This window comes from Paenibacillus sp. TC-CSREp1 (assembly GCF_050171015.1).
Classification (GTDB): Bacteria; Bacillota; Bacilli; order Paenibacillales; family Paenibacillaceae; genus Paenibacillus; species Paenibacillus silvae.
Genome location: NZ_JBNOKM010000010.1, coordinates 148,704 through 160,332 on the forward strand (window position 1 = coordinate 148,704; position 11,629 = coordinate 160,332).

10 protein-coding genes are annotated in these 11,629 nt (G+C 48.4%); 8 read left to right on the forward strand and 2 right to left on the reverse strand.

The features are described from left to right. Positions 1 to 24: 24 nt before the first annotated feature. The 3 genes from ACQSGY_RS16850 (at position 25) to ACQSGY_RS16860 (ending at position 2,834) form a co-directional block, all read left to right on the forward strand. Positions 25 to 867, forward strand: coding sequence for a carbohydrate ABC transporter permease (locus tag ACQSGY_RS16850; protein ID WP_111268726.1), 843 nt, complete (start codon positions 25 to 27; stop codon positions 865 to 867). Between the two features lie 173 nt (positions 868 to 1,040). After that, a complete protein-coding gene (locus ACQSGY_RS16855) occupies positions 1,041 to 2,450 on the forward strand; it encodes an arabinan endo-1,5-alpha-L-arabinosidase (protein ID WP_427179465.1) in 1,410 nt (469 codons plus the stop codon). 129 nt (positions 2,451 to 2,579) lie between these two features. After that, a complete protein-coding gene (locus ACQSGY_RS16860) occupies positions 2,580 to 2,834 on the forward strand; it encodes a hypothetical protein (protein ID WP_427052722.1) in 255 nt (84 codons plus the stop codon). A 142-nt stretch (positions 2,835 to 2,976) separates the two neighbouring features. Here ACQSGY_RS16860 and ACQSGY_RS16865 read toward each other — a convergent pair whose 3' ends face one another. Beyond that, complete coding sequence (locus ACQSGY_RS16865) at positions 2,977 to 3,195, reverse strand: hypothetical protein (RefSeq protein ID WP_427052723.1); 219 nt, start codon at positions 3,193 to 3,195, stop codon at positions 2,977 to 2,979. Positions 3,196 to 3,257: 62 nt separating this feature from the next. On the opposite strand from ACQSGY_RS16865, the gene ACQSGY_RS16870 reads away from it, so the two are divergent. Continuing rightward, positions 3,258 to 4,238 (forward strand): glycoside hydrolase family 43 protein, encoded by a 981-nt coding sequence (locus ACQSGY_RS16870; protein WP_427052724.1) that lies wholly within the window; start codon positions 3,258 to 3,260, stop codon positions 4,236 to 4,238. 595 nt (positions 4,239 to 4,833) lie between these two features. Beyond that, positions 4,834 to 5,682 carry an EcsC family protein gene (locus tag ACQSGY_RS16875; RefSeq protein ID WP_427052725.1) on the forward strand — a complete coding sequence of 283 codons (849 nt, stop codon included), beginning with the start codon at positions 4,834 to 4,836 and terminating at the stop codon, positions 5,680 to 5,682. Positions 5,683 to 5,841: 159 nt separating this feature from the next. Here ACQSGY_RS16875 and ACQSGY_RS16880 read toward each other — a convergent pair whose 3' ends face one another. Continuing rightward, positions 5,842 to 7,890 (reverse strand): helix-turn-helix domain-containing protein, encoded by a 2,049-nt coding sequence (locus tag ACQSGY_RS16880; protein ID WP_427052726.1) that lies wholly within the window; start codon positions 7,888 to 7,890, stop codon positions 5,842 to 5,844. Between the two features lie 195 nt (positions 7,891 to 8,085). Between ACQSGY_RS16880 and ACQSGY_RS16885 the strand changes: the two genes are divergently transcribed. Genes ACQSGY_RS16885 through ACQSGY_RS16895 form a run of 3 tightly spaced genes read left to right on the forward strand, consistent with a single transcriptional unit; the run spans position 8,086 to position 11,595 of the window. Next, positions 8,086 to 9,144 carry a Glu/Leu/Phe/Val family dehydrogenase gene (locus ACQSGY_RS16885; RefSeq protein ID WP_427052727.1) on the forward strand — a complete coding sequence of 353 codons (1,059 nt, stop codon included), beginning with the start codon at positions 8,086 to 8,088 and terminating at the stop codon, positions 9,142 to 9,144. Positions 9,145 to 9,159: 15 nt separating this feature from the next. Further along, entirely contained in the window at positions 9,160 to 10,380 is a 1,221-nt protein-coding gene (locus tag ACQSGY_RS16890) for an amidohydrolase family protein (RefSeq protein ID WP_427052728.1), read from the forward strand. Between the two features lie 48 nt (positions 10,381 to 10,428). Then, the gene (locus tag ACQSGY_RS16895) at positions 10,429 to 11,595 is read left to right on the forward strand and encodes a hypothetical protein (protein ID WP_427052729.1); all 1,167 of its coding nucleotides are present in this window, start codon (positions 10,429 to 10,431) and stop codon (positions 11,593 to 11,595) included. The last annotated feature ends 34 nt before the right edge of the window (positions 11,596 to 11,629 follow it).

The following is an 11,629-nucleotide window of genomic DNA, read 5'->3' on the forward strand; positions in this document are numbered from 1 at the left end:
GCGAGGAGAGGAGCTGAACGGGAGATGTCTTACAGTCAAAGAAGGAAGGTAACAAACTCCATCATATTTATCGTTCTGTCCATCGGTGCGATTGCGATGATTGCACCTTTGCTCTGGATGCTGTCCACCTCGCTCAAGGAGAAGCAGGATGTATTCGCGCTGCCGCCGGTATGGATTCCGGAGGTGTTCCAGTTTGGTAAATATAAAGAGATTTGGGAAGCGGGGCCGCTGCTCAGCGGTATCAAAAACAGTCTTATTGTAGCACTCAGTGTGACGGTGGTAGGCACATTTACGTCGAGTCTCGCTGCATTTGCTTTTGCCAAGCTGAGATTTCCGCATAAAAATAAACTGTTTCTCGCATTGCTGGCGTCCATGATGATTCCCTATCCAACGGTGATGATTCCGCAATTCATGATGTTCTCCAAGCTAGGCTGGGTGGACACCTTGCTGCCGCTCATTGTTCCAGGGTTGTTCGGGAACGTGATTATGATCTTTTTCCTGCGGCAATATCTGCTCAGTGTACCGGATGCAATCATTGAAGCGGCGAAGATTGACGGAAGCTCTTACTTCCGCCTATATTCCAGCATTACATTTCCGCTGATCAAACCGGCCGTCGCTGCACAGCTGATTCTGTGGTTTATGGGCATCTGGAACGATTATCTGGCACCGATTATTTATTTGAATTCACCGGAAAAGCAGACGCTGCAGCTCGTTATTGCGAACTTTAACGCGACATATGCGATACAAACGGATTATCCGCTTATTATGGCTGCGTCGATCGTTGCTTTGCTGCCTGTTCTGATTATCTTTCTGATCTTCCAGAAGCAAATTATCGAGTCGGTGGCGATTTCAGGGGTCAAAGGGTGATGGTGATGAAAGCACGGAGAGTGTGGAGAGCATGGGAGGAATGGATGGAACGGACGGAACCACGCGAAAGAAAAGAGTGGAAAGAGTCGGAGAGACGAGAAGGACGAGTAGATTGGAGATATTGCAGAGAACCAAAGGGGCCGCACAAGGCGAGGAAGGGAGTAGTGGCATTCATGCTACTGATGCTTATGGGTGTGACAGGCTGTGCAGAAGGCGGGAATACGGCGAATCCACCCGTTTTTCCGGAAGCTCCGCAGGATACGAAGCTGTATGATCTTTCGATTCTGGACGATGAATCCAAATGGACAGTGAACAATGCACATGATCCGGCTATTATCAAAACAGACCAAGGGTACTACGTCTATTCCACGGACGTACGTGTGGCAGGAGAGCCTAAACCCGGTGTGATGGTCCGCAAGTCAGATGACCTGATTCACTGGAAATGGGTGGGGCAGGCTCTGCCGGGCATTCCGAAGGAAGCGCTGGACTGGACAGGAGCGACAAACCTGTGGGCACCGGATATTATCAAGGCTGGAGATACCTACCGATTGTATTATTCTGCCTCCAGCTTTGGCAGCACGCAGTCTGCAATCGGCTTGCAGACCTCCAAATCTCCGGAAGGACCTTGGAAGGATGAGGGACTGGTGGTGAAGACGGCCGGTCAGGAGAAGGACGGTCTGAATGCTATTGATGCCAATCCGGTGCTTGATGCCTTGGGCAACCCATGGATGGTATACGGTTCATTTTTCGACGGGATTTATATTGCACCGCTTGACCCGGATACGGGTAAGTTCAAGGAAGAGGGGTACGGTACCCGCATTGCTGCAAGAGATCGGGCGACCGAAGAGGGCGCAGTTGAGGGACCCTATATTGTCTACAATCCTGAGTTTCAAAAATATTATCTGTTCGTCTCGTATGATTCCCTGTTCGAGGATTATAACGTACGTGTAGCGCGTGCCGATTCCATTACAGGACCTTATACGGACATGAACGGGAATAACATGTTAGACACGGAGCATTTGCCGCAGTATGAGATTGGCACTAAAATTTTGGGAGGATACCGTTTTACCGAAGGGGAGGGCTGGGTTGCCCCGGGACATAATTCAGTGCTGAAAGATGGCGATGATTATTACATCGTGCACCATGCCCGGGGAGAGACGGACAAAAACTGGCCGTATCTGCATGTGCGTAAAATGCTGTGGACCAAAGACGGCTGGCCTATCGTCTCGCCGGAACGTTATGCGGGTGAGACAACGCAGGATATTCCCGAGTCTATGATTGCCGGAACCTGGGAAGGAATGACGCTTGATCCGGCTGTGAATGGACAGGTGCAGGCAGTGCCTTATACGCTAACCGCGAAAGGTAAAATCGAAAGCGAGAACGGTTCAGGCACCTGGACGTTTGATGGCAAGCAAACGTTAACGCTGACGTGGAAGGAGAGCCCTGCGGGCGGCGCTTCCACGGAAGAGCTAAGGCTGCTCCCATCCTGGGATTGGGAGCGCAGCCAGCCTGCGCTGGTGGTAACCGGCCTGAACGACCGCGGCATCGCGGTCTGGGGCAAACAAATCAGCGCAGCTGAGTAGATCGCTGACCCGGGATCGGGATGAGAGGGTCAGCCGAGGGGCGCGCTGCACAAGCGAGAGCAGCGGGAAGCGCACGGAGATGATGCCGTCCGATCGGGGGCGCTGACGAGCATCGCCGGGATTCGAGCGATGTGCGCTGGCGAGCGGATTGCAAGCCGTGCTGCATTTCAAGCGCGGGGCGTTAGCGGTGCTGGTGCGCGAGGAGAGTTGACCCGGCCAAGTGGTCAACGCCACAACCTTCGAGCCAACCTAAAGGCTCGAAGCCCGATGTGTGCCAGCGAGCAAGTATCGCGAGCAGCCAGCGCTATGGGCACAAGCAGTGAGAGGGAGGAAGGAGCCGCGAGTGCGAGTTTGGCATCCGATTTCCACCGCCAGGAGCGGTGAAGGAAGAAATCGGAGGACAAGGAGAGCACCAAGGCCCATCCGCCCGCGAACGCCTGCTGTGCCCTCAAAAGGCGTGAGCCCAGCGCGTGCGCGAGAAGAGTTGACCCGGCCAAGCGGTCAACGCCACAACCTTCGAGCCAACCTAAAGGCTCGAAGCCCGATGTGTGCCAGCGAGCGAAAATATCGCGAGCAACCAGCGCTGGGGCACCAGCAGTGAGAGGGAGGAAGGAGCCGCGAGTGCGAGTTTGGCATCCGATTTCCACCGCCAGGAGCGGTGAAGGAAGAAATCGGAGGACAAGGAGAGTACCAAGGCCCATCCGCCCGCGAACGTCCGCTGTGCCCCTCTAACCCTGCTCTCCATGTTTTCGCCGAGCACATCACAGATTCAAGCCATACACACATATATGAAAGGGGTTCATTCCCATGACCAAAACCATGACATTTACCAATCCTATGCTGGAGCAGCGTGCTGATCCGTGGGTGTACCGCCATACAGACGGATACTATTATTTTTCTGCCTCTGTGCCCGCTTTTGACCGAATTGAAATTCGACGTGCCGAGACGCTGGAGACTTTGAGAGAAGCTGAGCCAGTGACCGCCTGGACGAAGCGCGAGACAGGACTGATGAGCGCGAACATCTGGGCACCGGAGATTCATTTTATTGATGGCAAATGGTACATATACTTCGCAGCAGCTCATACCAGCGAGACAAACGACGGTCTGTTCGATCATCGCATGTACGTCCTGGAAAATGCTTCGTTTAATCCGCTTGAAGGAACATGGGTGGAAAAGGGCCAGATTCGAACTAGATGGGAGAGCTTTGCGCTGGATGCTACAACCTTTGAGCACAAAGGCACACGTTATCTGGTTTGGGCACAGAAGGACCCGAGTATTGACGGCAATTCCAATCTTTACATTAGCGAAATGGAAAATCCATGGACGCTTCGCGGCGAACAGGTCATGATTTCTACGCCGGAATACGATTGGGAGATTATTGGCTTCAAAGTCAATGAAGGCGCAGCCGTGCTGCATCGAAATGGTCGCCTGTTTATCAGTTATTCAGCAAGCGCAACCGATCATCATTACTGCATGGGTCTGCTTACCGCTGATGAAGATGCGAATCTGCTTGACCCTGCAAGCTGGGTGAAGTCTCCTGAGCCGGTGTTCCAGACTTGTGAAGAGAATGGGCAGTATGGCCCCGGACACAACAGCTTTACCGTTTCACCTGATGGCAAAACGGATATTCTCATCTATCACGCGCGCAACTACAAAGAGATTGAGGGTGATCCACTCTACGATCCAAACCGTCATGCTCGCGCTCAGGTGATTCATTGGAATGAGGATGGTACGCCGAGCTTTGGCGTTCCCGTTCCTGATGGTCAAGCCGTAACCGAATTGAAATAACGCTAGGTGCGCTTATAGGAAGAGTCTTTTGTTAGCAGAACATGCTACACGAAAGGCTCTTTTTGTTAATCATGTCTCGAGAAGGGGGGAAAGCAAGATTCGAGCAAAAACTTGAATCAGGAGGTTTGGATCAAGGAGGCTTTGAGCAAGAGCAAGAGCAAGAGCAAGAGCAGGAAAGCAACCGAAATCGGGCAGTAGCGTATACAATGATATTGAAAATAAATTCAAGCTTCGTTGCCGTTCAACCTCATTACTATTCAAGAGCCGTATACCTTTAATGCCCAATAGTCATTTACAACGAAACTCTAACGATCCCCAGAAGCGCTATTTGGCACATATTACACGGGTTTAGTTTCTAACGAATCGAGGAGAGCTTATTGGGGCAATTTTATGTTCAAATGGGCGTTTATTATGTGTTTTCGGTAAAATAAGACTCCTGGGAATCGTTACAATTTCAGAAAGCCTGATATTGAGTAAATAAGCTCTTCTGAGATCGTTAGCTGAAATAGTAGGATATGTACAAGCTGAACTGACAAGTCATCAGGCAGTATTCAAAATAGGGATATACCATGACAATCTGATAGGAGGATTATAGATGGAATCACGCGAGACACTGGATCGGGAACTTGAACACATTTTAAAGTGGGAGAAGGAACAGAAGGATCTGTTTATTTGGGATAAAATCGGGCGTTTGCCGTTTGTCATGCTGGATAAAGTGATGCCGAAGGGGTTAAAGCAGAAGATTGGTGATGCGTTAAACGAAGTGGGTCAGTATCTGCAAACGGGTGGCAAATTCCTTGTCCAGAAGAAAAAAGTAGCCAAGCTCCTGCAAGAGGAAAGCGAGCGCTCGGGTTACCCCATAACAACAGATTACATCTACCGATTAGAGCAGGATGCAGAAACGGAGAACACCGCCCAAATTCATAGTGTGCACAAAATACCGCTTGAGGTGCTGGACCGCGTGGCGGATAACATTACCGAAAGTCGAAGCAAGTTTGCTGCGGCACAAGGGGCCGCAACGGGGTTTGGAGGTATCGTCACCATTGCAGCGGACATTCCGCTCGTCATGGGGCTTTCATTGAAAGTGCTGCAGGAGATGGCGCTGTGTTATGGTTACGATCCCGATGATCCGCTGGAGCGCGTTTTCATTGTAAAATGTCTGCAATTCTCTTCTGCTGACATTGTAGGCAAAAAAGCCATTCTTGAGGAATTGGCGGATTACGACAACCCGGATAAGCAGGTAGAGGTGGTATCCCAAATGCAGGGCTGGCGTGAGGTGTTTAACTCCTATAGTGAGTCTTTTGGCTGGAAAAAGCTGTTCCAGCTGGTGCCTGTTGCGGGTATGATTTTTGGTTCAGTCAGCAACAAAAATACGATCCAGGATGTGGCTGAGGCAGGTAAAATGCTGTATAAAAAACGTTTGATTCTGCAACGTTTAAAATAGATCACAGTCTGATGTTGCTGGGGACCTGTTCATGTGGACAGATACGAATGTCTGAACAGGTAACGATTTAGATATATCTTGTCACAATAGTCAAGGCTCCTGCAGATCTGTATGATTCAGAACGACAGGAGCCTTGTATGCTTAATAGAATAGAGCCGACTAATAAATTTTACTTAAATGACATGCGAGATATACTTTCATCCAGTCTTCGCTATCATTCAAATCCAGTGCCAGAATTTCCTCCAGTTTACGCAGCCGTGTGTACAGCGTGTTGGGATGAATATGAAGCTGTTCTGCTGTGAGCGACATGGAACGGTTATTTTCCATATATACATGCAGTGTCAATTCAAGCTCCTCTGCCTGATATTTATAATTGCGTAGAGGGGAAAGCACATCATGGATGTAACTCTCAATCTCTTCCATATCCTGCTGCAGAAACAACCGGTTAATCCCAATCTCTTCATACTTCATAATGCCTGTACGCTGGCTTTTACGCAGAAAAAGCAGTGTGCGTGATGCTTCCTCATGACTTCTGGCTACCTGCTCCAAACCTGAATACATTCCCCCGATTCCACCATATAGAAGTGGGAGTCTTGAGGTAATACTTTGTTTTACCAGGTTTTTTAACTTGCGAACAAGCTGCTGCTGGCTGCGTACTTGTTGCGCCTGAAGCAGAATTGTAACCTTGTCATGTGAACTGAATAACAGCATGCTCTCACCGGAGAGCTCCTTCTCAATAAGAGCAATGAATCGCTGCATAATGACGTTGCTTTCCTTGTCCTGAACATTTTCAGAAAGATGTAAGAGGCAGACAAACATCGGTTTTTGGCTAGACAGACCAAAGCGCTGTATCTTATCAGAAAGTTCGGCTGGTTCCCTATATTGAATAAGCTCTTCGAAAAAATCCCTTCTCCGTCGGTATATCATTTCCGTCATGGAGTAGGTGTTCACCAACTGCAGCATGACCACAGCCGCTCCTTGCTCCAGAATATCATGGTCTAGTGGACGCAGTGGGCGTTTTAGCTGTACAACAAAGCATCCGGCAAGTAGCGGACCATTATGAACAGGGAAAATATAATAAGGAAATTGTCTATCCGAATCGAGTATAACTGGAGCCAGGTTTTTACCCAAAGTCTGGTCCAGTTCTGAAGCGGTAAAGGGCACGTTATGCTGCACAGGGTACCACTCTTGCTTTGTTAGATCAACGAAGCGGGTAGGTAGCCCTATATTTTTTTCAACAGCCTGAATCATCTCTGGCAAAGAGCGGCTATCCATGGACAGTTGAGTGAATAGGTTATGAATTTCGTTTCGAATAACCAGATATCCATTCGTTTCAACAAGCTCATTAACCATACGTGCATTGGAGATCGCGATAGCAGCCTGATCGGCGAAGCCTTGCAGCTTGATCAGATCGCTTTCATTCAGCAGCTTGGTATCTTTATATTGATAAACAAGCAGGACACCGATTCGGTCTTCTTTCATCGTAACGGGCACTGCGATCGTTCTTTTGGCAAAACCGCTGTAGTGGCTGGATTCGGCGAAGATGCGAACATTTTCGAGACTGAGCGTACGAATGATTTCCTCGAATACTGGAGTATTGTCCTCATAGATTTTGCCCTTGCCCTCACGATAAACGGTCCCGGTAATACCCTCTTCAATATCTGAAGTAATTTGATAGATGGAGTCTGTGAATCCGATCTGGGCTTTGGACACCCATTTCCGAGTATCCGGATCAATCATCATAAATAACGCGTTGGAAGCGGCGGGAATGACCTTGAGTGAATTCTCCAATATTTTAAAGAGTAAATTATTCAGATCAAGAGAACTGGTCAACTCTCTAAGTCCTCCCAGCCAGCGCTCATGATGCGCACGTTCAATAGTGATCTGTTCCTGCATGAGCGTGTCCCGAATCAAATACTCCAGTAGCAGACGTTGATCAGCGGACACAGCAACTCCTTCGGGCAATGCCACTCTAATCTCGCAGTGATCCAGCAGTTCAATAGAGAAAGCTAACGTTTGTATATTGTTTGACGGCAACTCTGGCAAGTTCAACGGTTCGTCCTCCAGCCAGGCCGGGGCAGAATAATCAGACTCTGTCTCTACTGATGGATACCAGCATCTCCAGTGCCGATCATACATATCCCGTCTCCAGATATGAATATCTGCTGTACCCCAAGTCGTTTTCATCCAGTCCACCAATGCTTTCATAACGATCAACTCTCATCTGATGAATTTGTTATATAAGTTAACATATCGGACGGTCTATTGAAATGGAAAACTGTTGTCAATTGTGGATAGCCACATATTTTTATGAAGAATTCTGATGGATTCTCCAATGACTTTAGGCATGGATGATTTCTATAATGTCAATATATCTAACGTATTTAACTGGGGGGAACCAAATTGACATTTACATTACTTGAGCATTATGGCGTAGAACAGCTGGTGTATTGTCAAGACAAGCAGTCAGGCTTGAAAGCCATCATTGCGATACATGATACTACGTTGGGACCTGCATTGGGGGGGACTCGCATGTATCCTTACGCCTCGGAGGATGAAGCTTTGGAGGATGTTGTTCGTCTGGCTCGCGGTATGACTTACAAAGCGGCAGCGGCTGGTCTTCAGCTTGGCGGTGGGAAGGCTGTAATTATAGGTGACCCCAAAAAAGACAAGAGTGAGGCCTTGTTTCGTGCGTTTGGCAAATATGTGAATACACTACAGGGACGGTATATTACTGCCGAGGATGTAGGCACAACCGTGATGGACATGGATTATATTCATCAGGAGACTCCATATGTGACAGGGGTTTCTCCTGAATTCGGAAGCAGTGGCAATCCTTCACCAGTAACTGCATTTGGCGTATTTCAAGGAATTCGTGCGGCAGCGAATGAAGTTTACGGTTCTCCTGATTTATCAGGCAAAGTGGTGACTGTACAGGGAGTTGGCAGTGTAGCCTATCATTTATGTGGTTTTCTAAAAGAGGCGGGCGCTGAACTCATCGTCACCGATGTGGTTCAGGAGCATGTAGATCGGGCTGTGCGAGATTACAATGCCACGGCAGTGGGGGTTAACGAGATTTATACAGTGCCATGTGATATTTTTGCACCTTGTGCGATGGGTGGTATTCTTAATGACGACACACTCTCATTATTGAAGGCTCGGATCGTTGCCGGTGCAGCCAATAACCAGCTTCGGGAAGAACGCCATGGTGATCTGCTGCATGAACGCGGAATTTTATATGCACCTGACTATGTTGTTAATTCAGGCGGACTAATCAATGTATCTGATGAATTACAGGGATATCAACGAGAACGGGCGCTTAACAATGTAGCGAAAATTTATGAGCAGCTAGGTACCATTTTTGAACTGGCCAGACAGCATAATATTCCTGCATTCCGGGCGGCAGATATGCTTGCAATTCATCGAATTGAACAATATAAAAAACAAATGATTATAGCATAGAAGGGATGTTGTGAAATGGAGAAACGAATGTGGTTAACCGGGGCGACGCTTATTGATGGCAATGGTGGGGAACCGCTGGAGAATAGCGGAGTTTTTATTGAGGGAAAGAAGATAATGTATGCAGGTCCGGCAAGCAGCTTTATCGTACCTGAGGGAACAGAAGTTATCGAGCTTCATGGTAAAACGATCATGCCGGGCATGATTGATGCCCATGTCCACATTCATGGTCCCAAATCACTGAATATGGCACAAGTCGCTCTGGAGCCGAGCGAAATGCAGATGGGACGAGCCTTGCAGGATTTGCCCAAGCTCATTCAGGCCGGCTTTACAACCGTGAGGGATGTCGGCAGTCATGTTGCTGTATATATTCGAGATCTGATGAAAGAGGGGGTCGTGAAAGGGCCGCGAATCAAAACCTCCCGCCATATGTTGAGTCAAACGGGTGGGCATGCAGATATTCATATGCTGCCGAGTGAAATGAATATTTTTACAACCTGTGATGGGGTCGATGAGTGCATCAAGACGGCCCGCACGCAGTTTCGTGAAGGGGCGGACTTTCTCAAGGTGTGCTCTACGGGTGGAGTGTTGTCGGAGAAGGATGATCCGCGCTGGTCACAGTTTCGTCTCGATGAACTTAAAGCTATCGTATACGAAGCGGAATCAGTTCAATCCTATGTAGCTGCTCATGCCCAAGGGACGCAAGGAATCCTTAATGCATTAATGGCTGGAGTCAAAACGATTGAACACGGAATCTACATCGATGAGCGTGGTATTGAACTCATGCTGCAGCAAAAGGCAGTGCTTGTGCCGACCTTATCCATTGTTCATCGCATCATTCAGGAGGGACATAAATTCGGGGTGCCTGAATTCGGCATCCGCAAGGCACAGCTTGTGTATCAGGAGCATATCGAGCATATGATTACAGCTCACAAGGCCGGGGTGGTCATTGCTTCTGGTACGGATTTCTGTTCATGTGCTCCTGTAGAGCATGGAGGAAACGCACTGGAGCTTGAATTGCTTGTGAAGGATGTCGGCTTTACACCGATGGAAGCGATCGTAGCCGCAACTCGTTCTGCCGCAGCTGCAATGCAGATGAGCGAACAGATCGGCACGATTGAAGCGGGTAAACTGGCAGATATTATTGTACTGGGAGTGAATCCGTTGTCGGATATCAGACTGCTGCAGACAAACAGTAATGTAGAACAGGTGTATCTTGAAGGTGAACGTTTAAAATGATGTAAAAACGAGTCACTGCATTTTTTACATGAGAACGGGGGAATCCACATGTTTAGTCAGCCCATTTTTGTAGCTTCCATATTATTACTTCTTCTGGCCGCAGGTGAGTTAGTTTCCGTATGGTCCAGAGCACGTATTCCTTCGCTACTCATCATTCTGGTCGGATTCCTGCTGCTTAGCTGGGCTGGATTTTTCCCGGAGGGTATTGTCAAAACGTCTGCACTGACCGCATTCGGCAGTCTGATGGTTGCACCGCTACTCGTTCATATGGGAACACTGATCCCGATTAAGCTGATTCGATCACAGTACAAAGCCATACTGATTTCGCTCATTGCGACGATAACGGGAACAGTGCTCATTTTGTTAATTGTTTCGCCGATCTATGGATATACCGTTGCGGTATCGGGAGCAAGCCCGGTTGTGGGCGGAATACTGTCTTACCTGATTACTACGCAGAAGCTTCAGGAGTTAAATCTTGCATATCTGATTACAATTCCAGCTGTCATTATGGCAATTCACTCTCTATTTGGTATGCCCATTGCAACGAATTTGCTGCGCCGCTACGTGGTGAAAATGAAGGGACAGGGCTTTTTTGAAAATAAATCATCGGTTGGAAGTGCTGATCCTCATGCAGTCAACACATCCAAATCTTTGCTTCCGAGTCGTTTTCAGACGCCGCCCATTTTGCTGTTTCTGCTCTTTCTGGCAGGAAGCCTGGCTGTGCTTTTGAACAGTCTGACTTCAATCAACTACAGCATCTGGGCATTGCTGTTGGGGATTCTGGGACATATGGCAGGCATATTCCCGGCCCGTATCATGGACAAGGCAGGCACGACAGGTGCAGCCATGGTAGGCTTGATTGTTGTGGTTATGTCCAGTACAGATGGAGTGACATATGATGCACTAGTTCAATCTCTTGGACCTGTATTGCTGATCATTGTGATTGCGGCTGTGGGCATTATTGTTGGTGGCTTTGCGGCTTCCAAGCTGCTCAAGTGGGACCCGCTCAAAGGCATTCCTGTTGCGTTGACAGCCATGTTTGGCTTTCCTGGCGATTATATCATTTGTGAGGAAGTTAGCCGCTCGGTTACAGAAGATGAGCAAGAGCGTAAAGTCATTATGGATGAAATACTTACGCCGATGCTTGTTGGCGGCTTTACTACTGTAACCACGGCTTCTATCGTTGTAGCCTCGATTCTGGTGAATACGCTGTAGATTGTCAAAGCAAACAAGCCATATTCTGTTACGG

Excerpts from the sequence above, each read along its gene's own strand:
- ACQSGY_RS16850 (WP_111268726.1), top strand. The coding sequence starts at position 25 with ATGTCTTACAGTCAAAGAAGGAAGGTAACAAACTCCATCATATTTATC.
- ACQSGY_RS16855 (WP_427179465.1), top strand. The coding sequence starts at position 1,041 with ATGCTACTGATGCTTATGGGTGTGACAGGCTGTGCAGAAGGCGGGAAT.
- ACQSGY_RS16860 (WP_427052722.1), top strand. The coding sequence starts at position 2,580 with ATGTGCGCTGGCGAGCGGATTGCAAGCCGTGCTGCATTTCAAGCGCGG.
- ACQSGY_RS16865 (WP_427052723.1), bottom strand. The coding sequence starts at position 3,195 with ATGGAGAGCAGGGTTAGAGGGGCACAGCGGACGTTCGCGGGCGGATGG.
- ACQSGY_RS16870 (WP_427052724.1), top strand. The coding sequence starts at position 3,258 with ATGACCAAAACCATGACATTTACCAATCCTATGCTGGAGCAGCGTGCT.
- ACQSGY_RS16875 (WP_427052725.1), top strand. The coding sequence starts at position 4,834 with ATGGAATCACGCGAGACACTGGATCGGGAACTTGAACACATTTTAAAG.
- ACQSGY_RS16880 (WP_427052726.1), bottom strand. The coding sequence starts at position 7,890 with ATGAAAGCATTGGTGGACTGGATGAAAACGACTTGGGGTACAGCAGAT.
- ACQSGY_RS16890 (WP_427052728.1), top strand. The coding sequence starts at position 9,160 with ATGGAGAAACGAATGTGGTTAACCGGGGCGACGCTTATTGATGGCAAT.
- ACQSGY_RS16895 (WP_427052729.1), top strand. The coding sequence starts at position 10,429 with ATGTTTAGTCAGCCCATTTTTGTAGCTTCCATATTATTACTTCTTCTG.